22 protein-coding genes, 1 pseudogene and 2 riboswitches are annotated in these 24,637 nt (G+C 71.9%); of the genes and pseudogenes, 10 read left to right on the top strand and 13 right to left on the bottom strand.

The features are described 5' to 3' along the window. Positions 1 to 148: 148 nt before the first annotated feature. From ABZW03_RS14380 to ABZW03_RS14360, 5 genes are all read right to left on the bottom strand, one after another. Positions 149 to 1,195, bottom strand: a complete 1,047-nt coding sequence (locus tag ABZW03_RS14380; protein WP_355256661.1) for an NlpC/P60 family protein — start codon at positions 1,193 to 1,195, stop codon at positions 149 to 151. A gap of 228 nt (positions 1,196 to 1,423) precedes the next feature. Continuing rightward, a complete protein-coding gene (locus ABZW03_RS14375) occupies positions 1,424 to 2,542 on the bottom strand; it encodes an NlpC/P60 family protein (RefSeq protein ID WP_355256658.1) in 1,119 nt (372 codons plus the stop codon). Between the two features lie 10 nt (positions 2,543 to 2,552). Continuing rightward, positions 2,553 to 2,706: riboswitch (cyclic di-AMP (ydaO/yuaA leader) on the bottom strand. Between the two features lie 336 nt (positions 2,707 to 3,042). Next, entirely contained in the window at positions 3,043 to 4,080 is a 1,038-nt protein-coding gene (locus ABZW03_RS14370; protein ID WP_355256655.1) for an NlpC/P60 family protein, read from the bottom strand. A 200-nt stretch (positions 4,081 to 4,280) separates the two neighbouring features. Further along, positions 4,281 to 5,633, bottom strand: coding sequence for an NYN domain-containing protein (locus tag ABZW03_RS14365; RefSeq protein ID WP_355256664.1), 1,353 nt, complete (start codon positions 5,631 to 5,633; stop codon positions 4,281 to 4,283). Positions 5,634 to 5,848: 215 nt separating this feature from the next. Further along, positions 5,849 to 6,112 carry a hypothetical protein gene (locus tag ABZW03_RS14360; protein WP_355256653.1) on the bottom strand — a complete coding sequence of 88 codons (264 nt, stop codon included), beginning with the start codon at positions 6,110 to 6,112 and terminating at the stop codon, positions 5,849 to 5,851. 202 nt (positions 6,113 to 6,314) lie between these two features. On the opposite strand from ABZW03_RS14360, the gene ABZW03_RS14355 reads away from it, so the two are divergent. Next, entirely contained in the window at positions 6,315 to 7,142 is an 828-nt protein-coding gene (locus ABZW03_RS14355) for a rhomboid family intramembrane serine protease (RefSeq protein ID WP_355256650.1), read from the top strand. Beyond that, positions 7,139 to 7,420, top strand: coding sequence for an Lrp/AsnC ligand binding domain-containing protein (locus tag ABZW03_RS14350; protein WP_049651832.1), 282 nt, complete (start codon positions 7,139 to 7,141; stop codon positions 7,418 to 7,420). Before ABZW03_RS14355 ends, ABZW03_RS14350 begins: the two co-directional genes overlap by 4 nt. A 3-nt stretch (positions 7,421 to 7,423) precedes the next feature. Here the strand turns inward: ABZW03_RS14350 and ABZW03_RS14345 are convergent, their stop codons facing one another. The 3 genes from ABZW03_RS14345 to ABZW03_RS14335 all read right to left on the bottom strand — a co-directional run bounded on the left by ABZW03_RS14345 (position 7,424) and on the right by ABZW03_RS14335 (position 10,782). Beyond that, positions 7,424 to 8,857 carry an aminotransferase class V-fold PLP-dependent enzyme gene (locus tag ABZW03_RS14345; RefSeq protein ID WP_355256646.1) on the bottom strand — a complete coding sequence of 478 codons (1,434 nt, stop codon included), beginning with the start codon at positions 8,855 to 8,857 and terminating at the stop codon, positions 7,424 to 7,426. A gap of 52 nt (positions 8,858 to 8,909) precedes the next feature. Further along, positions 8,910 to 9,028, bottom strand: a riboswitch (SAM riboswitch). 132 nt (positions 9,029 to 9,160) lie between these two features. Beyond that, complete coding sequence (gene trpD / locus ABZW03_RS14340; RefSeq protein ID WP_355256644.1) at positions 9,161 to 10,237, bottom strand: anthranilate phosphoribosyltransferase; 1,077 nt, start codon at positions 10,235 to 10,237, stop codon at positions 9,161 to 9,163. A 119-nt stretch (positions 10,238 to 10,356) separates the two neighbouring features. Then, the gene (locus ABZW03_RS14335) at positions 10,357 to 10,782 is read right to left on the bottom strand and encodes a hypothetical protein (protein ID WP_355256640.1); all 426 of its coding nucleotides are present in this window, start codon (positions 10,780 to 10,782) and stop codon (positions 10,357 to 10,359) included. A gap of 396 nt (positions 10,783 to 11,178) precedes the next feature. On the opposite strand from ABZW03_RS14335, the gene ABZW03_RS14330 reads away from it, so the two are divergent. The 5 genes from ABZW03_RS14330 to ABZW03_RS14310 all read left to right on the top strand — a co-directional run bounded on the left by ABZW03_RS14330 (position 11,179) and on the right by ABZW03_RS14310 (position 16,002). Beyond that, complete coding sequence (locus tag ABZW03_RS14330; RefSeq protein WP_355256637.1) at positions 11,179 to 11,799, top strand: heme-copper oxidase subunit III; 621 nt, start codon at positions 11,179 to 11,181, stop codon at positions 11,797 to 11,799. A gap of 187 nt (positions 11,800 to 11,986) precedes the next feature. Further along, complete coding sequence (locus tag ABZW03_RS14325; protein WP_355256634.1) at positions 11,987 to 12,796, top strand: c-type cytochrome; 810 nt, start codon at positions 11,987 to 11,989, stop codon at positions 12,794 to 12,796. An 8-nt stretch (positions 12,797 to 12,804) separates the two neighbouring features. Further along, a complete protein-coding gene (locus ABZW03_RS14320; RefSeq protein ID WP_355256631.1) occupies positions 12,805 to 13,857 on the top strand; it encodes a Rieske 2Fe-2S domain-containing protein in 1,053 nt (350 codons plus the stop codon). Next, positions 13,854 to 15,515 (top strand): ubiquinol-cytochrome c reductase cytochrome b subunit, encoded by a 1,662-nt coding sequence (locus ABZW03_RS14315; protein WP_355256628.1) that lies wholly within the window; start codon positions 13,854 to 13,856, stop codon positions 15,513 to 15,515. Before ABZW03_RS14320 ends, ABZW03_RS14315 begins: the two co-directional genes overlap by 4 nt. Before the next feature lie 115 nt (positions 15,516 to 15,630). Then, positions 15,631 to 16,002, top strand: coding sequence for a GntR family transcriptional regulator (locus tag ABZW03_RS14310; RefSeq protein ID WP_355256625.1), 372 nt, complete (start codon positions 15,631 to 15,633; stop codon positions 16,000 to 16,002). Positions 16,003 to 16,158: 156 nt separating this feature from the next. On the opposite strand, the gene ABZW03_RS14305 is transcribed toward ABZW03_RS14310, so the two are convergent. The 4 genes from ABZW03_RS14305 to coxB all read right to left on the bottom strand — a co-directional run bounded on the left by ABZW03_RS14305 (position 16,159) and on the right by coxB (position 20,646). After that, on the bottom strand, positions 16,159 to 17,415 hold the full coding sequence (locus ABZW03_RS14305; protein WP_355256622.1) for an Ig-like domain-containing protein: 1,257 nt from the start codon (positions 17,413 to 17,415) through the stop codon (positions 16,159 to 16,161). 188 nt (positions 17,416 to 17,603) lie between these two features. Beyond that, positions 17,604 to 18,020, bottom strand: coding sequence for a cytochrome c oxidase subunit 4 (locus tag ABZW03_RS14300; protein WP_355256619.1), 417 nt, complete (start codon positions 18,018 to 18,020; stop codon positions 17,604 to 17,606). After that, positions 18,020 to 19,795, bottom strand: a complete 1,776-nt coding sequence (ctaD, locus tag ABZW03_RS14295; protein WP_355256616.1) for a cytochrome c oxidase subunit I — start codon at positions 19,793 to 19,795, stop codon at positions 18,020 to 18,022. Before ctaD ends, ABZW03_RS14300 begins: the two co-directional genes overlap by 1 nt. Next, a complete protein-coding gene (gene coxB, locus ABZW03_RS14290; protein WP_355256613.1) occupies positions 19,792 to 20,646 on the bottom strand; it encodes a cytochrome c oxidase subunit II in 855 nt (284 codons plus the stop codon). Before coxB ends, ctaD begins: the two co-directional genes overlap by 4 nt. Positions 20,647 to 21,015: 369 nt before the next feature. Between coxB and ABZW03_RS14285 the strand changes: the two genes are divergently transcribed. Next, the gene (locus ABZW03_RS14285; RefSeq protein WP_355256610.1) at positions 21,016 to 22,419 is read left to right on the top strand and encodes an aminotransferase class V-fold PLP-dependent enzyme; all 1,404 of its coding nucleotides are present in this window, start codon (positions 21,016 to 21,018) and stop codon (positions 22,417 to 22,419) included. On the opposite strand, the gene ABZW03_RS14280 is transcribed toward ABZW03_RS14285, so the two are convergent. Next, complete coding sequence (locus ABZW03_RS14280; protein WP_355256607.1) at positions 22,412 to 23,389, bottom strand: carbohydrate kinase family protein; 978 nt, start codon at positions 23,387 to 23,389, stop codon at positions 22,412 to 22,414. The genes ABZW03_RS14285 and ABZW03_RS14280 overlap by 8 nt on opposite strands. A 274-nt stretch (positions 23,390 to 23,663) precedes the next feature. Between ABZW03_RS14280 and ABZW03_RS14275 the strand changes: the two genes are divergently transcribed. Then, positions 23,664 to 23,870 carry a hypothetical protein gene (locus ABZW03_RS14275; RefSeq protein WP_355256604.1) on the top strand — a complete coding sequence of 69 codons (207 nt, stop codon included), beginning with the start codon at positions 23,664 to 23,666 and terminating at the stop codon, positions 23,868 to 23,870. Between the two features lie 113 nt (positions 23,871 to 23,983). Beyond that, a pseudogene (locus ABZW03_RS14270) lies at positions 23,984 to 24,637 on the top strand (hypothetical protein); the annotation flags it as partial.

Raw genomic sequence — 24,637 nt, 5'->3', positions numbered from 1 at the left:
GGCCGCGCCGCGGGCGCCGGCGGGGCGGCCGGCGGCAGCGACAGCTGGGCCAGCCCGCCGGCCACGAGCAGCAGCGCGCCCCGCCGGGACAGGACGCGGCAGGGGCGGGATATCTCCGAGGGGCCGGCGGGGCCGGACGACGGGGCGCTCAGAGCCGGACCACCCCGGAGACGGGCATGGCGTTGACGCTCTCGTAGCGGACCTTGGCGCCCGGGCGGGGGGCGTGCACGATCACGCCGCCGCCGGCGTACATGCCGACGTGGTGCATGTCCCGGTAGTAGATCACCAGGTCTCCCGGTCGCGCTTCGGACAGGCTGATCCGCTGCCCGGCGTACGCCTGGGCCTGCGAGGTGCGCGGCAGGGTCACTCCGGCCTGCCGCCAGCTGTAGTACATCAGACCGGAACAGTCGAACGCGTGCGGCCCGGTGGCCCCGTAGACGTACGGGGAGCCGATCATGCGCACCGCGGCGGCCAGCGCGGCCGCCCCGCGCTCGGAGGCGGGCGGGGCGGTGCCGAGGTCCAGCCGGTCGGTGCCCCGGGTGGCACGCCGCTCGGCGTCCCGGGCGTCCTGGGCCGTCAGCCTGGCCCGTTCGGCGGCGCCCAGGCCGTTCAGCAGCTTCTGCGCCTTGGCGAGCCGCTGCTGGATCTGCTGCTTGCTGTCGGCGAGCGAGCGGCGGGTCCGGTCCAGCTCGGCGAGCTTGTCGGCCGCCTCGGTGCGGCGCTGGTCCAGCCGGCGCTGCCGGATGACCAGCTCGTGCAGGGTCTCCTGCTGGCGCGTGGCGGCCTGGCCCAGGGCGCGGGCGCGGGCCAGGTAGCCCTCCGGGTCGGGCGAGAGGATCAGCTGGGCGGTCTGGGTCATCCCGCCGCCGCGGTACTCGGCCCCGGCCACCGTCGCCAGGTCGCCGCGCAGTTCGTTGAGCTGGTCCTGGGCGAGGGCGATCTCGCCCTGGATGATCGTGGTCTCGCCCTGGAGCCGCCGCTGGGCCTCCTGCGCCGCGTTGAACTTCTCGGACGCCTGCTCGGCCTCGTCGTACAGCTGCTCCACCTGCGTCTTGACGTCCTGACGGTCGGCCGGGTCCGGGCTGCCCGGGGCGGCCTGGGCGCGCCCTCCGGCGGCCACGCCCAGCGCGGTGGCGGCGGCCGCGGTCAGCACCAGCGCCCGGGCGAGCAGTTGGGAACGGCGGTGCACGGGCATGGCGGCAGCGGCTCCAATCCTGCGGCACGGGCCCCCGCCGCCGCACCGGGACGGGCGGCCGTCGAGCGGGAGTCCGGTGGCAGACGTTAGCGAGTCCGGGCAAGCGAGTCCAAACCCCTCCCAACCCGAATATTCACTCCCTAATCAGACATCAGATCGACCGCCCGGAAAAGCCGCAGGCCCGGCCTCCCCTGGGGGAGACCGGGCCTGGAAGCGACCGCGTGGGGATCAGACCCGCACGATGGAGGTCAGCGGCATGTTGGTGACCGCCTCGTAGCGCACGTTCGCGCCCGGCTTGGGGGCGTGCAGCACCTGGCCGTTACCGGCGTAGATGCCGACGTGGTGGGCGTCGCTGTAGAAGATCAGCAGGTCGCCGGGCTGGGCCTGGGAGAGGTCGGTGCCGATCCGGGTGCCGGCCCCGGCCTGCGCCTGCGAGGTGCGCGGCAGCGACACGTCGGCCTGGTTGAACGCCCAGACCATCAGGCCGGAGCAGTCGAAGGAGCTCGGGCCGGTGGCGCCCCAGACGTACGGGCTGCCGACCTTGGTGGCGGCGGCGGACAGCGCGGCGGCACCGCGCGAGCTGCCGGGCGACACCTTCACCGGAGCGGTGGTGGTCGGGGCGGTGAGGCTGCCGCGGCTGTTGTCGCGCGAGGCGCGGTCGGCCTGCTGCTGCGCCTGGGCGGCGGCGTCGGCCTTGGCCTTGGCGTCGGCCGCGGCCTTCTCCTCGGCCTGGCGCAGCGCCTGGCGCTCCTGCTCGGTCAGCGTGTTGAGCAGGTCCTGGGCCGCCTTCAGCTTGGCCTGGACCTCCTCCTTGGAGGTCTTCAGCTGCTGGGTGGTCGACTCCAGCTCGGCGAGCTTGCCCTGGGCCTCGTTGCGGTCCTGGTCCAGCTTGCGCTGCTGCTCCTGGAGCTCCTTCAGCTGGTTCTTCTGGGTGTCGCCGGCCTGGTTCAGCGCACCGGCCTGGCTGAGGAAGCTGTCCGGGCTGGAGGAGAACATCAGCTGGACGGTCGGGGATATGCCCCCGTTGCGGTACTGCTCGCCGGCGATCTCGGCCAGGCCGCCCTGGAGCTCGGTGACCTGGGCCTGCTGACGGGCCACCTGGTCCTGCAGGCCGGAGACCTGCTTCTCCAGCTCCTGCTGCTTGGCCTGGGCGGCGTTGAAGTTCTCGGTCGCGACCTCGGCCTGCTCGTTGAGCTGGTCGACCTGCTCCTTGACCTGTTCCTTGGTCGGCTGCGGGTCGGCGTGGGCGCCGGACTGCGCGGAGAGGGCGACGGCTGCGGCGGCGACGCCGGTCAGGATCGAGACGCGGGCGCGGCCGGCGGGCTTGGGACGACGATGGGACGCCACGAAGGCGGGCTCCTTCTTCCTACGTCCGCCTACCGGGTGAGCTGACGGGTTCGGGCCGGAAGCATGCCCTACGACGCCTCACGGCCGTTCCACCGGCCGACCTGGCGCCGATTCACCCCGGAGGAACGTGGTTCCCCGGCTCCGCTCCGCAGCGCCCCCAGTTACTGGGCTCCCCTGTCGGGCAGTCGCTTCGTCCTGCCCCGCTGCCTCACGAACTCGGCGGTAACCACCGCCGCCACCCTGGCTGGGCGATCGACAGTGCGGTGGTTCGAAGCACGACCCTAGTAACTGGACCGTGATCGGTTCAAATCCTTGTCAGAAAAAAGATGGAAGATTGCCCAAGTTCCTTTGTGAAAATGACCGATGGTGACCACTGGCGCACGCAAGGCTGATCGGTTCTCAGCATGTGGTCACGAAAGGCCGGAAAGCCGAACGCCACCCCCGGATCGGAGGTGGCGCTTTTCACAGGCCCCGGAGCAGCCCCCGGGCGTGTCGGGCCGTCAGACCCGGCGGATGGTGTTGATCGACATCGCGTCGGCCTTCATCACCTTCACCACGTCACCGGTGTGCGGCGCGTGGACCACCATGCCGTTGCCGATGTACATCCCGACGTGGTGCATGTCGGCGCCGTAGACCACCAGGTCGCCCGGCTGGGCCTGGTCCAGCGAGGGCACCCGGGTGCCGTAGTGGCCCTGCTCCTGGGAGGTGCGCGGCAGCGAGACGCCGGCCTGCCCGTACGCCCAGACCATCAGGCCCGAGCAGTCGAAGGTGGTCGACCCGGTGGCGCCCCACACGTACGGCGAACCCTGCTTGCTCATCGCCTTGGCCATCGCCACGGCCGCGTGACCGCTGGCCGGCGGCAGGCTGCCGAGGTCGACCCGGTCGCTGCCGCGCGAGGCGCGGTCGTCCTGCGCCTGCTGGGCCCGCAGCGCGGCCCGGTCGGCGGCGCTCAGCGAGTTCAGCAGGTCCTGGGCGGCCTTCAGCTTGGTGTTGACGTCCGCCTTGGCCTGGTTCAGGTCCTTGGTGGTGGCGTCCAGCGAGGCGAGCACGGCGGCCGCCTCGGTCTTCTCCTGGTCCAGCCGGCGCTGCTGGTCCAGCAGCCCCTTGAGCGCCTCGGCCTGACTGGCGCTGGCCTGCTGGACGGTGGAGGCCTTCTCCAGGTAGCCGGAGGGGTCGGAGGAGAGCATCAGCTGGACGGACGGGTCGATGCCGCCGGCGCGGTACTGCTCGCCCGCCACCTCGGCGAGGCCGCCCTGGAGCTGGGTCATCTGCTCCTGGCTGCGGGCCACCCGGTCCTGCAGCTGGTCGGCCTGCTTCCGCAGCTGGTCGGCCCGCTCCTTGGCGCCGTTGTACTTCTCCGCCGCCTGCTCCTGCTCCTCCTGGAGCCGGTCGATCTGCGCCTTGACGTCCGAGGCGTTCGGCTGCGGCGCGGCGTGCGCGGCCGCCTGGGCGGAGAGGGCGACCGCGGTCGCAGCGGCGGCGGTGAGCACGGAGATCCGTGCGCGGCTCGGCTGCTTGGGACGGCGGTGGGAGGCCAAGGGACCGGCTCCTTCTTCCAACGGGCTCACCTGATGGGATGAGATTCCGGAAAATAGGTTTGACACCAGACCCTAGTGAAGACCTATCCGCTTTTGCTACTCCCCCGTAGGTGTGAACCCAGGTCCCCACGCTGACTTCACGGGACCCGCACAATGCTTCGAAAGAGCCCCTGACCAGGCATCATGCCACTCGGTCCGGGTCAGGGCCGGGCCAGCCGGTTCAGCAGCAGCACCGACGCCACGGGGCGCGCGCCCGCCTTCCGCACGCCCTCCGCGACCTCCCGGTCGGTGGACACCACCACCACCGGACGGCCCTGCGGCTCGGCCCGCACCAGACGGCGGATCAGCTCGTCGGCTGTCTCCCCGGTCCGGCTGAACCGCACCCGGACCCCGCGCGGCGGCGCCATGATCACCGGGACGTCCAGGTCCTGCCCGTCGAACACGCAGGTGACCTCCGCCTGGGTGCGCTGGGCCAGCATCGCCAGCCCGCCCAGCAGCCGGATCCGCTGCTGCTCCAGCGGCAGCGCCGGATACCCGGTCTTGGTCACGTTGTAGCCGTCCACCACCAGGTGCACCTGGGGGATCGCCAGCAGCTGGTCCAGCAGCGCCGGATCGTCCTCGGCCAGCCCGCGCCGGGCCACGTCGTGCGGCGAGGCCGCCCCCGGCACCACCGCCTCCACCAGGTCCGCCGGGCGGATCTGGGAGACCGGCAGCGCCAGCTCCCGCTGCAGCCCCTGGGCCGACTGCAGCACCGTGTCCAGCAGCAGCCGCAGCCGCATGTCCTCGACGCTGCGCCCCTCGCGGGCCGACCGGCGGCCCTGCTCGGCCGCGTTCTCCAGCTCCGAGACCCGGTGCCGGAGCCGGCGCGCCTCGCTCTCGGCCGCGCCCCGCTCGGCCGCGGCCTGCGCCTTCACGGCCTCCAGCTCACCGGCCACCCGGCGGGTCTCGGCCTGCGCCCGGCGGGTGTCGCTCTCCAGCGACCGCACCTTCTTGCGCAGCGACTCGGCCTCCTTGCGGACGCCGTCGAACTCGGCCCGCTGCCGGTCCAGGTCCGCCCGCGCGGAGGCCCGCACCTCGGCCAGCTCGGCCTGCAGCTTCTCCACCAGCCGGGCCGCCTCGGCGGCCGCGTCCTCGGCGCCGGCCCGCTCGGCCTCCTCGCCGGCCTCGGCCACCAGCCGGCTCCAGCCCGCCGAACGCACCAGGTAGGCGGCGGCCGCGACGTCCATCGGATCGGCGGCGCTCGGCACGGTGCCCGCCTCCAGCGCCTTCACCAGGTCCGGCTGCCCCAGTCGCAGCCGCTCCGCTATCCGCACCCGGAAGGCCGGCTCCGCCTCCAGCGCCGCCGCCAGCGCGGTGGCCGCGTACTTGGCCCGCCGCGCCGGGGTGAACTTGACGTACTGACGCAGGCTCTGCGGGAGCTCGGCCGGCGGCAGCCCGCCGAGCGCGTCCGAGGCCAGCCCGACCACCCGTCGGCGCACGCCCTCGGGCAGCGGCCGGTCGAGCGTCTCGGCGGCGCGCTCCGCCGCGGGCCCGGAGGGGTCGTGCGCCTCCACGGCCGCCTCGGCCGGGGCCTCGGCCGCAGCGGGCTGAAGCCCCTGGGCTTCGCCGGGCTCCTTCGCTGCGTCCACCACGTCCTCGGCTCCGATCCTGGTCCAGCGGGGCACGGCCGCGGCCGCCCCCAGTCGTCACGCTCCGTGCGTCTTGTTCTGTATTGTCCCGTGCGGCGCGGGCGGGTGCGCCGTGCACCCGCCCCCGCGCCGGACGGGGATCAGCCCTGCTCGGCGGGGGCCTGCTCGCCCTCGGCGCCCGGACGGGCCACCAGCTCGACCTGGTCCACCGCGTTGCACCAGCGGCAGCGGACCGACTCGACGGTCTCGCTCAGCACCTCGGTCTCCTCGACCTTGGACTCGCCGGCCAGGTCGAAGTGCAGGAACTCGGTCACCCGCGCGGTGCGGGTCACGTCGAAGCGGGTGAGGTTGCCGCACAGGGTGCAGCGCCAGCGCGTCTCGGCGGTCAGGGCGGGGACGGTCATCGGGGGGTCCTCTCGGGTGGTCCCTGCGTGGGCCAGGCGCTCCCCCCGGAGCCCCGGCATCGGCGGCGGGAGGCGGGAATGCCCGCCCCAAGCCTATTGCCTGGGGCACCCGGCGCGACCACCGGTCGCCCGAACAACCGGACTGGTCCACCTGCCGTAAACCGCCGTGTCACCTGCGGCGCCCGGAGGGATGCTTGGCCGCATGGCGCCCGCGGCCCCCGAGCACACCGTCGCCCCGGGCGGCCGCCCGGCGGCGACCGTCCCGGTGGTCAGCTACACCCTGATCGCCCTCAACACCCTGGTCTTCCTGCTCGGCCCGGCCGCGGGGTTCAACCCGCTGTACGGCACCGGCCCGGCCCGGGTCTGCGCGGAGCAGCGGTACGAGCAGCGCTGGGGCGCCGTCCCGGCCGAGGTGCTGGCCGGACGCCCGCTGACCGCCGGACAGCTGGCCGAGGCCCCCGACCCGGTCCCCGGCTGCCCGGCCGCCCCGACCCCGGGCAAGCACCCGGCCCTGTCCGTGCTCACCGGCCTCTTCCTGCACGCCGGCTGGCTGCACCTGCTGGGCAACCTGCTCTTCCTCCAGGTCTTCGGCCCCACCGTCGAACGCCGGCTGGGCCGGGCCCGGTACGCCGTCTTCTACCTGGCCGCCGGCAGCCTGACCACGTACGGCTTCGCACTCGCCGAGGCGCACTCGCCGAACTCCACCCGGGTGCTCATCGGGGCCTCCGGGGCGATCGCCGCCACCCTCGGCGCCTACCTGCGCCTCCACCCCAGGGCGCGGGTGACCACCCTCGTCCCGCTGCTGTTCTTCCTCCCGCTGCGCTTCCCCGCCTGGCTGGTGCTCGGCCTCTGGTTCGTCCTGCAGTGGTGGTCGGTGCACTCGGCCGGGCCCGGAGTGGCGTACCTGGTCCACGTGATCGGCTTCTCGGCCGGGTTCCTCTACGCCTGCACCGTCGTCCGCCACCCCCCGCGACGACCCGGCGGACGCCCGATACCCTGGCGGCACCTCACAAAGGAGCCCGAACTGTGATCACCGCCATCGTCCTGATCAAGACCAGTGTCGACCGCATCCCGGAGATCGCCGAGTCCATCGCCGCCATCGACGGCGTGAGCGAGGTCTACTCGGTGACCGGTGGCTACAACCTGGTGGCGATGGTGCGGGTGCGCCGGCACGACGACCTGGCCGAGGTCATCCCGGGCCGGCTGAACAAGGTCCCGGGCGTGGCCCACACCGAGACCCAGATCGCCTTCCGCACCTACTCCCAGCACGACCTGGAGGCCGCCTTCGCCCTCGGCCTGGACGAGTAGCGCTCAGCCCTCGGCGCGCCGGCCCCGGTCGACCTGCACGGTGGCGACGCAGCGCCCGCCCTCGTTGCGGTAGTTCCAGGCCGCGCCGTCCGTGACCAGCTCCCGGACGGCGGTGAGGAAGCGGTCCACGTGCTCGTCCGGCGTCCCGGCGCCGAAGCTCACCCGGATCGCGTTCAGGCTGCGCTCGCCCGGCAGCGAGGGCTCCGGCGCGCCGCACTCGGAAGGCGCGACCTCCTCGTCGCCGAGCAGCGTGCGCACCAGCGGGTGGGCGCAGAACAGGCCGTCGCGCACCCCGATGCCGTACTCGGCGGAGAGCGCGGCCGAGAAGTGCGAGCTGTTCCAGCCCCGGACGACGAAGGACAGCACGCCCACCCGGGCGGAGTCGTCGCCGAACAGGTTCAGCACCTTGACCTCCGGGATCCCGGCCAGCCCGGCCGTCAGGCGGGCGATCAGCTGCTGCTCCCGGGCCTCCAGCGCGTCGAAGCCCGCCTCGGTCAGCGCCCGGCAGGCCGAGGCGATCGCGTAGGCGCCGATCACGTTCGGCGAGCCGGCCTCGTGCCGGGCCGGGCCGGTGTGCCACTGCACGGCCACCGAGCCGTCGGTCTCCCGGGCCACCGTCCGGGTCGCCCCGCCGCCGGCCAGGTACGGCTCGGCCGCGTCCAGCCAGTCCGCCCGGCCGGCCAGCACCCCGGCGCCGAACGGCGCGTAGATCTTGTGGCCGGAGAAGGCGACCCAGTCGACGTCCAGCTCGCGCACCGAGACCCGGTGGTGCGGCGCCAGCTGGGCGGCGTCCAGCACCACCCGGGCGCCGTGCCGGTGCGCGGTCTCGGTCAGCTCGGCGACCGGCCACAGCTCGCCGGTCACATTGGAGGCGCCGGTGACGCAGAGCAGCTTGGGGCCCTCGGGCGCCCCGGCGAGCGCGGCGTCCAGCGCGGCCACCGCCTCGGCCCGCGAGCGCGGCGCCCGCAGGTAGCTGACGTCCAGTCCGGCGTGCGCCCAGGGCAGCAGCGAGGCGTGGTGCTCGGTCTCGAAGGCGAACACCCGGGTGCCGGCCGGAACGGCGGCGGCCAGCAGGTTGAGCGAGTCGGTGGTGGCCCGGGTGAAGACCACCTGGTCGCCCTCGCGCAGGTCGAGGAACTCGCCGACGGTGCGGCGGCTCTGCTCGAACAGGTCGGTGGACAGCTGGGAGAGGTACCCGGCCCCGCGGTGGACACTGCCGTAGTACGGCGCGTAGGCGGCGACGTCGTCCCACACCCGCTGGAGCGCCGGCGAGCTGGCCGCGTAGTCGAGCGCCGCGTAACCGACCTTCTCACCGCTGGCGAGCGGGACCTGGACGTCGGCGCCGAGGACGGCGAGCGGGGCGCGGAGTTCGGCACCGGGCTGCCGCGCGGAGCTCGCCGGGAGAAGGGTGGTGGCGGGAGACGGGTGGGCGGACATGAGGATGCACTCCTTCAAGGGGTAAGGGACCCCGGGAGTGCTAGTCGTCGGGCGTCCGCGCTTGTCGCACGGACGGTTCGCCGTGTCGACCCGGTCCTCACCCAGGGCACCCCGCCACGGACGGAGGGTTGCCGGACAGCAAGCTGGGGCTTGGCGCTGTCGCTCATGACCTGGCGAAGACTCTAGGCCGCGCCCAGCGGGCGGTCAAACGGCCATCCACCATCTGGACACAGCCGCCTCCGGGCGCTCCTGACGTGCGGGAGCCCGCGCCGGCGTACCGGCGCGGGCTCCCCAACTGCCGCCTCAGATCCGGCTGGTGGCCTCCGACCAGCGCCGCAGCAGGTCCTGCGCGGCGCCGGAGTCGATCGCCCGCGCGGCCCGCGCCATGCCGGCCGCCAGCTGCTCGGTGAGCGGCGCGTCGCCCAGGTCCAGCGCGACCAGCGCCGCCGCCGTGTTCAGCAGGACGGCGTCCCGCACCGGCCCGTGCTCCCCCGCCAGCAGCCGCCGGGCGACCTCGGCGTTGTACGAGGCGTCCGCCCCGCGCAGCGCCTCGATGCCGACCAGCTCGATGCCCACGTCCCGCGGGTCGAAGCGGGTCTCGGTGACCACCCCGTCGCGCACCAGCCACACCTGCGAGGTGGTGGTGATGGTCAGCTCGTCCAGCCCGTCGTCGCCGCGGAAGACCAGCGCCGTCGCGCCCCGCCGCGCCAGCACCCCGGCGATCAGCCCGGCGAGCCGGGTGTCGAAACAGCCGATCGCGTGCGCGGTGACCTTGGCCGGGTTGGTCAGCGGGCCGAGGATGTTGAAGGCGGTCGGCACCCCGAGGTCGCGCCGCGCGGTGGCGGCGTGCCGCATCGAGGGGTGGAACTTCGCCGCGAAGCAGAAGGTGAGCCCGACCTCCTCGGCCACCTCGGCGACCCGCCGGGCGGAGAGGTCCAGCGCCACGCCGAGCTTCTCCAGCACGTCCGAGGAACCACTGGCGGAGGAGGCCGACCGGTTGCCGTGCTTGACCACCTTGGCACCGGCGGCCGCCGCGACGATCGCCGACATAGTGGAGATGTTGACGGTCTTCGCGCGGTCCCCGCCGGTGCCGACGATGTCCACCGCCGGTCCCGGGATGTCCAGCGGCTCGGCGTGCGCGTACATCGCGTCGACCAGCCCGGCGATCTCCTCGACCGACTCGCCCTTGGCCCGCAGCGCGACCATGAACCCGGCCACCTGCACGGGGGACGCCTCGCCGCTCATGATCCGGTCCATCGCCCACGCGGTGGCCGAGCGGTCGAGGTCCTCCCCCTGCAACAGCGCCGCCAGGATGTCCGGCCAGGTGCGGACCACCTGCGCGGGGTCGCTACCGCCGTTCGCAGGGTTCACGTTCACCATGGCTGACTCCAGCTGTTTGTCGGTTCCCCGCTCCGGGGGGACGTCCGTACGGATGGAGCCAGCCTATCGAGCGAAGCGGTCGCTTCTACCCCCGTCTTTTCTAGTTGCCGGGGCGGATTTCAGCGGACGGCCGGGGTCCGCTTCGCCAGCCGCGCCCGCAGCAGCACGGCGGCCGCCTCGGCCAGCGCCACCGGGTCCACCGGGTGGGAGATCGCGGCGTCGGCCCGGCTCCAGGCGGCGAGCCAGGAGTCCTGCGGCCGGCCGATCAGCACCAGCACCGGCGGGCAGCCGTAGATCTCGTCCTTCAGCTGGCGCCCGAGCCCCAGCCCGCCGGCCGGCACGGCCTCGCCGTCCAGCACGCAGAGGTCCACTCCCCCCTTCTCCAGTGCCTTGAGCACCGCGGGGGTGGTCGCGCACTCCAGGTAGGAGAGTTCCGGAAGATCCTCGGCGGGCCGGCGGCCGAGCGCCGTCAGCACCTGCTCGCGGGTGTTGCGGTCGTCGCTGTAGACGAGGACGGTGAGCGTCTCATCGGTCGTGTACGCCATGGGCCCTGCTCCCTCAAGTGTGATCCGGACCACGTTCGCCTGATCCGGATGCTACTCCGGATCACCCTCCGCCGAGTCCCCCTCGCGCACGTTCCTCCTCAAGCCGCCGCGCCCCGGACTCACCCGCCCGGAGGACGGCCCGTCACCCGGACCCGCCCGGTCCACCCGTACGGCCGACCCGGGCCCCTCTCCCCTACCTCCTACGGCTGCTCCGACCGTGCAACGACGCGCTGGGCAACGGGGTCACAGGCCCCTCCGAGGAACCATCAGAAATGGGACACGCCGCTGCTCAGCCCCCGTCCGGACACCCCGCCGCCCGCCAAGCGGGCATACCGCACGCACCGGACACTCCGAGGGACACCCCCCGACGTGAAGACGGAATAAGGGACCGACATAATGTCCGTCGTGGCGACAGCAACAGCAGTAGAAACCGGGCACGCGCACGGATCGGTCAACCGGCCGAACATGGTCAGCGTCGGAACGATCGTCTGGCTCAGTTCCGAGTTGATGTTCTTCGCGGCCCTCTTCGCGATGTACTTCACGCTCCGCTCCGTCAAGGGGCCGGAGTTCTGGACCGAGAAGGCCCACGCCCTCAACGTGCCCTTCTCCTCGGTCAACACCACGATCCTGGTGCTCTCCTCACTCACCTGCCAGCTCGGCGTCTTCGCTGCCGAGCGCGGTGACGTGAAGAAGCTCCGGGCGTGGTTCATCCTCACGTTCGCCATGGGCGCGGTCTTCATCGGCGGCCAGGTCTACGAGTACACCGAGCTGGTCAAGAAGGACGGCCTCTCGCTGTCCTCCGACCCGTACGGCACGGTGTTCTACCTGACCACCGGCTTCCACGGGCTGCACGTGACGGGTGGTCTGATCGCCTTCCTGCTGGTCCTGGGACGGACGTACGCAGCCAAGCGCTTCACGCACGAGCAGGCCACCGCCGCGATCGTCGTGTCGTACTACTGGCACTTCGTCGACGTCGTGTGGATCGGCCTGTTCGCGACCATCTACCTGATCAAGTAACCAGCTGATCAGGTCGCTGGCCACCGGCTGCGGCCCCCGCCCTCACCGGCGACGGGCCGCTTCTGCCGGTGCCGACGCTCCCACCGACCGACCGCGCGCGCAGCCCTAGACAGGCAGCCTCGTGCCGGCCAGACCGGCCGCCGGGTGCACCCACCAGTCGACCAGATCCTGACACCGGGGTTATTCCGTGAAAAAGCTCTCCGCACGACGGCGCCACCCATTGGCGGCGCTGGTCGTCCTACTTCTCGCCCTGGCGGCAACCGGGGGGCTGTACGCCGCGTTCGCGCCCGCCGACAAGGCGCAGGCCGACGTCGCCGCGCAGTCGCTCGCGATCGATGAGGGCAAGAAGCTCTTCGCCGTGGGCTGCTCCTCCTGCCACGGCCTGAACGGCCAGGGCAGCAGTGACGGTCCGAGCCTGGTCGGCGTCGGCTCCGCCGCTGTCGACTTCCAGGTCGGCACCGGCCGCATGCCCGCCCAGCAGCCCGGCGCGCAGGTCCCGCGCAAGAAGAACATCTACACGCAGGCCGAGATCGACCAGCTCGCCGCCTACGTCGCCTCCCTCGGTCCCGGCCCGGTGACCCCGACGGAGGAGCAGTTCACCTCGACCGACCCCGAGGACGTCTCCAAGGGCGGCGAGCTGTTCCGCACCAACTGCGCCCAGTGCCACAACTTCGCCGGCCAGGGTGGTGCCCTGACCAAGGGCAAGTACGCCCCGTCGCTTGAGGGCGTGGACGCCAAGCACATCTACGAGGCCATGCAGACCGGCCCGCAGAACATGCCGTCGTTCCCGGACACCACCATGCCCGAGGAGCAGAAGAAGCAGATCGTGGCCTTCGTCCGCCACACCACCAACGATGAGCCCAACCCCGGCGGTCTCACCCTGGGCAGCCTCGGTCCGGTGACCGAGGGTCTGTTCGGCTGGATCTTCGGCCTCGGCACGCTCATCGCGGTCGCGATCTGGGTCGCCGCCCACACCACCAAGGCCAAGAAGTCATGAGCCACGACATGTCAGAAGAGAAGCTCCCGGAGCCGCACGGCTCCGCCGGCGAGGTGGCCGACCACGGCAGCCCGTTCGCCGACCCGGGCCTGCCGGCCCACGAGCCCCGTCGCACCGACATCGACGAGCGGGCCGCCAAGCGGGCCGAGCGCCAGGTCTCGCTGATGTTCGTGATCTCGATGCTCGCCACCGTCGGCTTCATCGCCTCGTACGTGGCCATCGACGCGGACAAGATCGTCTACATCTTCCCGCTCGGCAAGGTCAGCGCGCTGAACTTCGCGCTCGGCCTGACCCTGGGCGTCGCGCTGTTCATGATCGGCGCGGGCGCGGTCCACTGGGCCCGCACCCTGATGTCGGACGTCGAGCTGCCCGCCGAGCGTCACCCGATCGAGGCCTCCGACGAGGTCCGCGCCGACGTCATCGAGCAGTTCAAGACCGGTGCCGCCGAGTCCGGCTTCGGCCGCCGCAAGATGATCCGCAACACCCTGATCGGCTCCATGGCGCTGGTCCCGCTCTCCGGCGTGGTCCTGCTCCGTGACCTCGGTCCGCTCCCCGAGAAGAAGCTCAAGGAGACCGGCTGGAAGGAGGCGACCGAGGCCAAGCCGCTGCCGCTCATCAACATGAACACCATGCAGCCGATGAAGCCCGAGGACATCATCGTCGGCTCGCTGACGTTCGCCATGCCGGAGGGCCTGTCCACGCACAGCGAGGACTTCCAGCAGCGGATCGCCAAGGACGCCCTGATGCTGGTCCGCATCGCGCCCGAGGACATCAAGGACGAGAAGTCCAAGGAGCTGGGCTTCGAGGGCATCCTCGCCTACTCCAAGATCTGCACCCACGTCGGCTGCCCGATCAGCCTGTACGAGCAGCAGACCCACCACGCGCTCTGCCCCTGCCACCAGTCGACCTTCGACCTGGCGGACGGCGCCCGCGTCATCTTCGGCCCGGCCGGCCACCCGCTGCCGCAGCTGAAGATCACCACTGACGAGAAGGGCAACCTGGTCGCCACCGGCGACTTCGCGGAGCCCGTCGGCCCGAGCTACTGGGAGCGTGCTCGATGAGTAGCGCGAGCAGCACCACGACCGGTGCCGCCAAGCCCTCCAGCACGCGCGCCAAGCCCGCCAACAAGTGGGAGGCCGCGGCTGACTGGACTGACGGCCGGCTGGGGATCTACTCCCTCGCCAAGGCCAACCTGCGGAAGATCTTCCCGGACCACTGGTCCTTCATGCTGGGCGAGATCTGCCTCTACACGTTCATCATCATCATCCTGACCGGTGTCTACCTGACGCTGTTCTTCAAGCCCTCGATGGCCGAGGTCGTCTACGAGGGCTCGTACGTCCCCCTCAAGGGCATCCCGATGTCGGAGGCCTACGCCTCCACGGTGGACATCAGCTTCGAGGTCCGCGGCGGTCTGCTGATCCGGCAGATCCACCACTGGGCCGCCCTGGTCTTCGTGGCCGCGATGCTCGTCCACATGATGCGCGTGTTCTTCACCGGCGCCTTCCGCAAGCCGCGTGAGATCAACTGGGTCTTCGGCTTCCTGCTGCTGGTCCTGGGCATGTTCGACGGCTTCTTCGGCTACTCCCTGCCGGACGACCTGCTGTCGGGCACCGGTATCCGCTTCATGGAAGGCGCGATCCTCGCCGTCCCGCTGATCGGCACCTACGTCCAGATGTTCCTGTTCGGGGGCGAGTTCCCCGGCCACGACATCGTGCCGCGGTTCTTCACCATCCACGTGCTGCTGATCCCGGGCATCATGCTCGGCCTGCTGGTGGCGCACCTGATCCTGGTCTTCTACCACAAGCACACCCAGTGGGCGGGCCCGGGCAAGACCGAGAAGAACGTCGTCGGCATGCCGCTGATGCCGGTCTACATGGCCAAGGCCGGTGGCTTCTTCTTCCTGGTGTTCGGCCTGATCGCCGTCATCTCGGCGATCGCCACGATCAACCCGATCTGGGCGTACGGCCCGTACCGTCCGGACCAGGTCTCCACGGACGCCCAGCCCGACTGGTACATGGGCTTCTCCGAGGGTCTGATCCGTGTCATGCCGGGCTGGGAGATCAGCGTCTGGGGCGGCCACACCCTCAACCTGGGTGTCATGGTCCCGCTGGCGATCTTCCCGCTGGTCCTGGTCTCGATCGCGGTCTACCCGTTCATCGAGGGCTGGATCACCGGCGACAAGCGTGAGCACCACATCCTGGACCGCCCGCGCAACGCCCCGGTCCGCACCGCGCTGGGCGCCGCCTGGATCAGCCTCTACCTGATCCTGCTGATGGCCGGTGGCAACGACCTGTTCGCCACCCACCTGCACCTGTCGATCAACTCGGTCACCTACTTCGTCCGCGTCGGCTTCTTCGTCGTCCCGGTCGTGGTCTTCATCGTCACCAAGCGCTGGTGCCTCGGCCTCCAGCGCCGCGACAAGGAGAAGGTGCTGCACGGCCGCGAGACCGGCGTCATCAAGCGCCTGCCGCACGGCGAGTTCATCGAGGTGCACGCCCAGCTGCCGCAGAAGGACCTGTACAAGCTCACCGCGCACGAGCAGGTCCAGCCGGTCGAGCTGCCGGCCCAGACGGACGAGAACGGCGTGGCCAACAAGGCCGGCGTCCTCACCCGCACCCGGGCCAAGCTCTCCCGCGGCTTCTACGGCGAGGGCAGCCAGATCCCCAAGCCGACCGCCGAGGAGCACCACGAGATCACCAGCGGCCACGGCCACCACTGATCCCGTAGGCACCGCCGCGTCACCCCGAGGGCCGCTGACCAGAGTTCTTCTGGTCGGCGGCCCTCGGGCTTTGCCGTCCCCGCCCCGTACCCGCCCGCGCCACTGAGGAGCCACCGTGCAGCTCTCCGTCGACCCCGCCTCGGCCACTCCCCCGTACGAGCAGATCCGCGCCCAGATCGCCGAGCGGGCCCGCTCCGGCGAGCTGCCGACCGGGCTGCGGCTGCCCACCGTCCGGGCCCTGGCCGAGGAGCTGGGGCTGGCCGCCGGCACCGTCGCCCGGGCCTACCGCGAGCTGGAGGCGGACGGCGTGGTGGAGACCCACGGCCGGCGCGGCACGCTGATCGCCGCCACCGGGGACGCCGCCCACCGGCTGGCCGCCGAGGCCGCCGCCGAGTACGCCGCCCGGGCGAGCCGCCTGGGCGTCTCCCGCGCGGACGCCCTGGCCGCCGTGGACACCGCGCTGCGGCTGGCCTACCCGCAGGGCTGAGGCCCTGCCCTGCGGGTCCGAGCGCCCGGAGGCGAGCGCCGCCCCCCGAGCCGAAGGGCGCGCCGCTGCCGAAAGCGAGGAGCGACAAGCGAGGCACGAGCGCCGGAGCGACGACCGTCGGCAGCGGGTCCGAGCGCCCGGAGGCGAGCGGGGGAATCACAGCTCGGGGCGGATCATCCCCGCGGCGGGGGCCTGGGCGGCCGGTGCGGTGGTGCTGACGGGCTGTCCGGAGGCGCTGTGCCGGACCCACTCCGCCCAGTCGACGTTCCAGTCCCCGAAGCCGTTGCCGAAGGGCTCCATCTCGCCGCCGCGGCTGTTCACCACCGTCACCAGGTCCCCCACCCGGGTGTGCTCGTAGAACCACTCGGCGTTCCCGGTGCTCATGCCGGTACAGCCGTGGCTGACGTTCTCGATGCCCTGCGAGCCGACCGACCAGGGCGCCGCGTGGACGTACTCGCCGCTCCACGTCACCCGGGTGGCCCACAGCACGTCGAGGTCGTAGGACTCCGTGCTGCCGGCCGCTATCCCGATGGTCTCGCCGTTCATCCGGACGGACCGCTCCTGGCCGAGCACCACCTTGACGCCGTTGCGGGTGTCGAAGCCGGGCTTGCCGGTGGTGACCGGGATGGTCCGCAGCACCTCGCCGTCCCGCTTCAGGGTGAGCTCGTGGGCGGCCGCGTCGATCACCGACTCCACCCGCTCGCCGATCCGCAGCTTCAGCGAGCTGCGGTCGCCGCCGTAGAGGCCGTCCGCCATCCGGTTGCCGGTGCCGTCGAAGGCCAGCGTGACGGTCGTGCCGGCCGGCCAGAAGTCCTGCGGGCGGAAGTGCAGGTTCTTGTCGTCCACCCAGTACCAGGCGCCGGTGACGGCGGGCTGGGAACCGACGGTCAGGGCGCGCTCGACCTCCTGCCGGGTCTGCGGGTCCTTCACCGCCTCGGAGAGCTGCACGGTGAGCGGCTGGCCCACCCCGTAGACGCCGCTGCCGGAGGAGTCCGGGCCGAGCTTGGCGGTGAGCAGGCGCTGGGCGGCGAGGGTGCTGAAGCCCGCGGTGGTGTCGCCGCGGCCGCCCTTGCCGTCGTCGGCGGAGACCCGCACCGTGTACGCGGTGGCGGCCTTCAGCCGGCCGGTGGTCCGCCAGCTGCGCTGGTCCTCGGCGAGCGTCCCGGCGACCACCCGGCCGTCCGGGCCGACCACGGTGACGTCGGTGAGCCGGCTGCCCTGCAGGGCGGTCACGGTGACCGGCTGGGAGGGGTCGGCGTCGCCCTCCGCCGAGAGCCGCACCAGCGGGGCCGCGTCGATCCGGTGCGGTCCGGTGGGATCGTCGTCCCCGGCCGTGCAGGCGGCCAGCGGCACCAGGACCGCGAGGGTCAGTGAGATGCCGCCGAGAGCTGCGATTCCGCGCCTGTCGGCCATGACCGCCTCCGAGGGTTCGCACGATTGATCAGATCGTAGGAACGCCCTCGGCCGAGCGACATCCGGGGGACTTCCGGTTCACCCGCCGGAGTGAGGCCGTCATCCCGGGGACGCAGCGGCGGGCCCGGGACGCAGCAGGGCCGGTCCTCCCGTGCGGGAGGACCGGCCCTGTGCCGGAGAGCGGGAACCTACTGGTTCTGGTTCTCGCCCCGGTAGAACTCGAAGACCCATCCGAAGATGCCGATCGCGATGATCGGGGCGGCCCAGAACATCAGCCACCAGCCGAAGATCACGCCCAGGAAGGCGAGCGCGCCACCGAGCGCCAGCGAGAGCGGCTGCCAGCTGTGCGGGGCGAAGAAGCCCAGCTCGCCGGAGTCGTCCGCGACCTCGGCCTCGGGGTTGTCACCCGCGCCGCTGTCCACCCGGCGGGCGGTGAAGGCGAGGTAGTACCCGATGAACGCGCACAGGCCGAAGGCCAGGAACAGCGCGGTGGTGCCGGCGGCCTCGATGCCGTGGTCGGAGCCGTTGGTCCACAGGCCGTAGGTGATGGCCATGGCCAGGACGAAGACCGACAGGCCGAGGAAGATCTTTCCCTGTTCCTTCATCAGGCGTCACCCTCGCTCTTGCCCTTGCCCAGCTTCGGGGCGTCGTACTTCGCCGGGGTCACACCGGCGAGGTGCTTGGCCGGCTCACCGTGGTTCTCCAGGTAGTCCAGCGCGGCGATCTCCGGGTGGTGGAGGTCGAAGGCCGGGGATTCCGAGCGGATCCGCGGGAGGGTGAGGAAGTTGTGCCGCGGCGGCGGGCAGGAGGTCGCCCACTCCAGGGAGCGGCCGAAGCCCCACGGGTCGTCCACGGTGACCTTCTCGCCGTACTTGGCGGTCTTCCAGACGTTGTAGAGGAACGGCAGGATCGACAGGCCGAGCACGAAGGAGCCGAGCGTCGAGACGGTGTTCAGGGTGGTGAAGCCGTCCGAGTTCAGGTAGTCGGCGTAGCGGCGGGGCATGCCCTCCGCGCCGAGCCAGTGCTGCACCAGGAAGGTCGTGTGGAAGCCGAAGAACAGCGTCCAGAAGGTGATCTTGCCGAGGCGCTCGTCCAGCATCTTGCCGGTCATCTTCGGCCACCAGAAGTGGAAGCCGGCGAACATCGCGAACACGACGGTGCCGAAGACCACGTAGTGGAAGTGGGCGACGACGAAGTACGAGTCCGAGACGTGGAAGTCGATCGGCGGGGAGGCCAGCAGGACACCGGTCAGACCACCGAAGAGGAAGGTGACCAGGAAGCCGACCGTCCAGAGCATCGGGGTCTCGAAGCTCAGCGAGCCCTTCCACATGGTGCCGACCCAGTTGAAGAACTTCACACCGGTCGGGACCGCGATCAGGAAGGTCATGAAGGAGAAGAACGGCAGCAGCACTTGGCCGGTGACGTACATGTGGTGCGCCCACACCGTCACGGACAGACCGGCGATCGCGATGGTGGCCGCGATCAGGCCGGAGTAGCCGAACATCGGCTTGCGGCTGAAGACCGGGATGATCTCCGACACGATGCCGAAGAACGGCAGCGCGATGATGTACACCTCGGGGTGGCCGAAGAACCAGAACAGGTGCTGCCAGAGCAGCGCCCCGCCGTTGGCCGGGTCGAAGACGTGGGCACCGAACTTGCGGTCCGCCTCCAGGGCGAACAGCGCGGCGGCCAGGACCGGGAAGGCCAGCAGGACCAGCACCGAGGTCAGCAGGACGTTCCAGACGAAGATCGACATCCGGAACATCGTCATGCCGGGGGCGCGCATGCAGATGATCGTGGTGATGAAGTTGACCGCACCGAGGATCGTGCCGAAGCCGGAGAAGGCCAGACCCATGATCCACATGTCGCCGCCGATGCCGGGCGAGTGAACCGCGTCCGACAGCGGGGCGTAGGCGAACCAGCCGAAGTCGGCGGCGCCCTGCGGGGTCAGGAAGCCCGCCACCGCGATGGTCGAGCCGAAGAGGTACAGCCAGTACGCGAACATGTTCAGACGCGGGAAGGCCACGTCCGGGGCGCCGATCTGGAGCGGCATGATCCAGTTCGCGAAGCCCGCGAACAGCGGCGTCGCGAACATCAGCAGCATGATCGTGCCGTGCATCGTGAACGCCTGGTTGAACTGCTCGTTCGACAGGAGCTGGGTCCCGGGACGAGCCAGTTCGGCGCGCATGACCAGGGCGAGGATGCCGCCGATCAGGAAGAAGGCGAACGACGTGCCCAGGTACAGGGTGCCGATCGTCTTGTGGTCAGTGGTGGTCAGCCACTTGATGATGGTCGAACCCGGCTTCCGGGTCCGCTGCGCCCCGACCGTGACGGCCTCGGCGCCCCCGCCGGCCGCGGCGGGCTCGTTGAGGATTGTCACTTCTCTTCACTTCCCATAGCGATGAGGCCGGAGGGCACCGCACCGTTCTGGCCCTTGGCGCGAAGCTCGGCCAGGTGCTTGTCGTAGTCGGCGCGGTCGACGACCTTGACGTTGAACAGCATGCGCGAGTGGTCGACGCCGCAGAGCTCGGCGCACTTGCCCATGTACTCGCCCTTGACGGTGGGGGTGACCTCGAACTTGTTCACCACACCCGGCACGACGTCCATCTTCATCATGAAGTTGACGGGCCAGAAGTCGTGGATGACGTCACGCGAGGTGAGACGGAACTGCACCGTCTCGTTGACCGGCAGCCAGAGCGTCGGAGCGTCCTTGGGCGTACCGACTTCGTACGCGGCGTCCTTGTTGGCCGGGTCGGGGGTCTCGGTGTTCTCGTAGTTGAACGCCCAGCTCCACTGGAAGCCCACCACGTTGACGTAGTGCTGCGGCTTCTCGGAGGTGGCGGTCAGCTTCGCCTCGTCGCGGGCGACGAAGTAGAAGAGGACCGAGACGATGATGATGGGGACCGCGGTGTAGAGCGCCTCGATGGGCACGTTGTACCGGGTCTGCGGGGGGACCTCCACACCGGTGCGCTTGCGCCGGTGGAAGACCACGCTCCAGATGATCAGACCCCACATCAGTACGCCGACCACCAGCGCCGCGATCCAGGAGCCCTGCCACATCTGGAGGACCATGGGCCCTTCCTTGGTGACGGGGCTCGGGAGGCCAAGCCTGGGGAGGTCGTTGGCCGAGCAGCCGGTGGCGGTCGCGATGACGAGGCCCAGTGCCAGCGCCTGAGGCAGCTTCCGCCGCATCGTGCGCCGCGGCGAGCGGTCGGAGCCGTTGGGACTCACGTAGCGCCTTCCCGAAGTCTCGCCCGCCTTCGCGTCGCCCCGGGGAGGAGTGTGAGCCTCCCCGGCGACCCGTCCACGGGCACGGTTTGAATGCTTATGCGGGCCAAACCCTACTCCAGCCTTATGCGCTCCTGACGGGCAGCCCCCGGTAACGCGCCGCCCGCTAGCCCGATCAGGCCCGGTGGGGGCTGCGTCGCAGGTCATCGTAGGCATTCGAGGTCCGTACGCCCGATCGGGGGATGACCTCGGACGACGCCCGTGACGGCCCGTCGGGCGTGGACGAAGCGGACATTCGGGATGATCGACTGACGGTGGGTGAGCCGCGCGGACGGACCGGGACGCGGGCCGGGTGTGTCGTTAAATGTGACCGTGTACTTCGACGCGGCCTCGACGGCCCCCCTGCACCCCGTCGCGCGGCAGGCACTGACCGCCGCCCTGGACGAGGGCTGGGCCGATCCGGCCCGGCTGTACCGCTCCGGCCGGCAGGCCCGGATGCTGCTGGACGCCGCCCGCGAGACGGTGGCCGCGGTGCTGGGCGCCCGGGCGGACGAGATCGCCTTCACCGCGAGCGGCACCCAGGCCGTCCAGCTCGGCCTGCTCGGCGCCCTGGCCGGGAACCGGCGGCGCGGCGGCCACTTCGTGCACTCCGCGGTGGAGCACTCCAGCGTGCTGCACGTCGCCGAGCGCCACGCGGGGGCCGGCGGCGAGGTGTCGGTCGCGCCGGTGGACCGGGGCGGCCGGGTCGACCCGGCGGCCTTCGGCGCGCTGCTGCGACCGGACACCGCGCTGGCCGCGGTGCAGAGCGCCAACCACGAGGTCGGCACGGTGCAGCCGGTCGGCGAGGTCGCCGCGCTGTGCGCCGGGGCCGGCGTCCCGCTGCTGGTCGACGCGGCGCAGAGCGCCGGCCGGGTGGACGTCCCGGCGGGCTGGTCGCTGCTGACCGCGAGCGCCCACAAGTGGGGCGGGCCGCCCGGGGTCGGGGTGCTGGCGGTGCGCAAGGGCGTCCGGTACGCCTCGCCGCTGCCGGCCGACGAACGCGAGGGCGGCCGGGTGCCCGGCTACGTCAACGTCCCGGCGATCGTGGCCGCGGCCGCCTCGCTGCGCGCCGTACGGGCGGAGGCCGAGCAGGAGAACGCCCGGCTGCACGCGCTGGTGGAGCGGATCCGCACCCGGGTGCCGCGGCTGGTGCCCGAGGTGGAGGTGGTCGGCGACCCGGTGCGGCGGCTGCCGCACATCGTCACCTTCTCCTGCCTGTACGTGGACGGGGAGGTGCTGCTGACCGAGCTGGACCGGGCGGGCTTCGCGGTCTCCTCCGGCTCCTCTTGCACCTCGTCCACGCTGACGCCCAGCCACGTGCTGGCGGCGATGGGGGTGCTCACCGAGGGGAACGTCCGGGTCTCGCTGCCGTACGGGACGGCCGAGGCCGACGTGGAGCGCTTCCTCGCGGTGCTGCCCGACCTGGTGGCCGGCGTCCGGGCGCCGCTCGGGCTGGACCTGCCGGCGCCGGCGGTCGAGCCGACGGTGGAGGCCGGCACCCTCCTCATCGACGCCCTGGGCAAGCGGTGTCCGCTGCCGGTGATCGAGCTGGCGAAGCGGATCGGCGAGGTGCCGCCGGGCGGCACGGTCGCCGTGCTGGCGGACGACGAGGCGGCCCGGCTGGACATCCCGGCCTGGTGCGAGATGCGCGGGCACGAGTACGCGGGCGAGGCCCCGGCCGCCGAGTACGGCGGCGACCGGGGCTCGGCCTACCTCGTCGTCCGGCGGACTACTTGACCAGGTGCGCGGTGACCTCTGCGGCCGCCTCGGCGCCGTAGGCCTCCTCGAAGCGCTTCAGGAAGGCCGCCGGGCGCAGCTCGTACTCCTGGGTGCCGACGGTCTCGATCACCAGGGTGGCGAGCATGCAGCCGAGCTGGGCGGAGCGCTCCAGGTCGAGGTCCCAGGACAGGCCGGCCAGGAAGCCCGCGCGGAAGGCGTCGCCGACACCGGTCGGGTCGACCTTGGCCTCCTCCTTGGCGCAGCCGACCACGATCGGCTCCTCGCCCTTGCGCTCGATCCGCACGCCCTTGCTGCCCAGGGTGGTGATCCGGGTGCCGACGCGGCCGAGCAGCTCGTCGGCGTCCCAGCCGGTCTTGCCCTCGATCAGCGCGGCCTCGTACTCGTTGGTGAAGAGGTACGCGGCGCCGTCGACGATCTCGCGGATGTCGTCGCCCTCCAGGCGGGCCAGCTGCTGGGAGGGGTCGGCGGCGAAGGCGTAGCCGCGGGTGCGGCACTCCTGGGTGTGGCGGACCATGCCCTGCGGGTCGTCGGCGCCGATCAGGACGAGGTCCAGGCCGCCGACGCGGTCGGAGATCGGCTTCAGCTCGATGTTGCGGGCCTCGGCCATGGCACCGGTGTAGAACGAGGCGATCTGGTTGTGGTCCTCGTCCGTGGTGCACATGAAGCGCGCGGTGTGCCGGGTCTCGGAGATGTGGACGGAGTCGCAGTCCACGTTGTTGCGCTCCAGCCAGCTGCGGTACTCGGAGAAGTCCGCGCCGGCGGCGCCGACCAGGACCGGGCGCAGGCCGAGCACACCCATGCCGAAGGCGATGTTCGGCGCGACGCCGCCGCGGCGGATGTCCAGGGTGTCGACCAGGAAGGACAGCGACACGGTGTGCAGCTGCTCGGCGACGAGCTGGTCGGCGAACCGGCCGGGGAACGTCATCAGGTGGTCGGTGGCGATCGAGCCGGCGACGGCGATACGCACGGGAGGTCTCCTCAGGATGGCTGCGGGGCCAGCGGGCAGGCGGGGATGAACCCACCCACGGTACCCGGCCCCGGGGGGCGCCCAGGCAGGAGTGCCGCAAGTTGCCGCCCGCACGGCCATGGTGGCACCCGCTGCCCTCGAATGTGTACTACCTCCCGGTAGCACTGGTGGGCGGCCGGGCCCCTGCCTAGGGTCGGCCCTGGAGGGCCCGTCGTGCGGGCCCCGTCGTCGACCGTGGCAGCGTGGCCACGGCTTGGATCCGGAGCGATGCCCGATGATGACCGACCACTGTGCCCTGCCCGCCCTGCGGAGCGAGGACGGCGAGACGCTCGACGCCCTGGTGGACTCCTCCCGGCGGCTGCGCCGGTTCTGGCCGCAGGTCGCGGTCGGCCCGCAGCCCACCGCCCCCGTCCCGGCCGGCTTCCAGGTCCCCTCCGGGGCGCAGCGGGTGGTCGCCGGGATGGCCGAGTACGGCTTCTGAGCCCGCACCGTACCGGAGCGGACCGGTACGGAACCGGATCCGACCGGGGCACGTCAGATCCGCGCGGAGCGGCCGAGGAGGCGGCACCGCTGAGCCCTCGGGAGGATGTGCAGATGGATCTGGAGACGATGCCCCGGCGCGGTCGGCGGGCGATGGCGCTGGCGGGTCTGGCGCTGGCGGCGGTGGTGACGGTGGCCGGCTGCGACGGGGGCGGCAAGCCCGCCTCGGACTCGGCGGCGGGCGGCGCGGCCTCCGCATCGGCCTCGGCGTCGGCCTCGGCTTCGGCGGGTGGCGCCGCGCAGTCCCCGACCGGGTCCGCGAGCCCGCCGGCCGCGACGGGCGGGTCCCCGGGTGCCGCCCAGCCGGCCCAGCCGCCGACCGGCTTCACGCCGGCCCCGGCCTCGCCCGCGCCCGGGCAGCCGACCCCGGCCGATCCCCCGGGCAACGGCATCGCGGTGGGCGAGCCGGCCCCGAACGGTTCGGGCTCGCCGGTCCGCCCGCCGGTCGGCTACCGGCTGGACGGCACCACCAAGCTGACCGTCTACTTCTTCGGCGGGGTCTGCACCCAGTACGCGCTGAAGGCGGACGAGTCGCAGCCGGGCCGGGTGGACGTGCTGGTCGTGCCGGGCCCGCCCACCGTCCCGCCGGGGCAGGTCTGCAACGCGCTGGCCAAGCGGCTGTGGCACATCGGCCTGCCGAACGTGCGCGGCATGCTCAGCGTGATCGTGATCTTCACCTTCATCGGCGCCTGGGACGACTTCCTGTGG

The sequence above is a fragment of the Kitasatospora sp. NPDC004799 genome (assembly GCF_040609095.1).
Taxonomy (GTDB): Bacteria; Actinomycetota; Actinomycetes; order Streptomycetales; family Streptomycetaceae; genus Kitasatospora.
Note: the sequence above shows the minus strand (reverse complement) of the source record. Positions and strands in the feature narration are given on the sequence as shown.

What these genes read in the sequence shown, in the direction of transcription:
- ABZW03_RS14380 (WP_355256661.1), bottom strand. Translation starts at nt 1,195, where the DNA reads ATGCCCGTGCACCGCCGTTCCCAACTGCTCGCCCGGGCGCTGGTGCTG.
- ABZW03_RS14360 (WP_355256653.1), bottom strand. Translation starts at nt 6,112, where the DNA reads ATGACCGTCCCCGCCCTGACCGCCGAGACGCGCTGGCGCTGCACCCTG.
- ABZW03_RS14355 (WP_355256650.1), top strand. Translation starts at nt 6,315, where the DNA reads ATGGCGCCCGCGGCCCCCGAGCACACCGTCGCCCCGGGCGGCCGCCCG.
- ABZW03_RS14345 (WP_355256646.1), bottom strand. Translation starts at nt 8,857, where the DNA reads ATGTCCGCCCACCCGTCTCCCGCCACCACCCTTCTCCCGGCGAGCTCC.
- trpD (WP_355256644.1), bottom strand. Translation starts at nt 10,237, where the DNA reads ATGGTGAACGTGAACCCTGCGAACGGCGGTAGCGACCCCGCGCAGGTG.
- ABZW03_RS14335 (WP_355256640.1), bottom strand. Translation starts at nt 10,782, where the DNA reads ATGGCGTACACGACCGATGAGACGCTCACCGTCCTCGTCTACAGCGAC.
- ABZW03_RS14330 (WP_355256637.1), top strand. Translation starts at nt 11,179, where the DNA reads ATGTCCGTCGTGGCGACAGCAACAGCAGTAGAAACCGGGCACGCGCAC.
- ABZW03_RS14320 (WP_355256631.1), top strand. Translation starts at nt 12,805, where the DNA reads ATGTCAGAAGAGAAGCTCCCGGAGCCGCACGGCTCCGCCGGCGAGGTG.
- ABZW03_RS14315 (WP_355256628.1), top strand. Translation starts at nt 13,854, where the DNA reads ATGAGTAGCGCGAGCAGCACCACGACCGGTGCCGCCAAGCCCTCCAGC.
- ABZW03_RS14305 (WP_355256622.1), bottom strand. Translation starts at nt 17,415, where the DNA reads ATGGCCGACAGGCGCGGAATCGCAGCTCTCGGCGGCATCTCACTGACC.
- ABZW03_RS14300 (WP_355256619.1), bottom strand. Translation starts at nt 18,020, where the DNA reads ATGAAGGAACAGGGAAAGATCTTCCTCGGCCTGTCGGTCTTCGTCCTG.
- ABZW03_RS14275 (WP_355256604.1), top strand. Translation starts at nt 23,664, where the DNA reads ATGATGACCGACCACTGTGCCCTGCCCGCCCTGCGGAGCGAGGACGGC.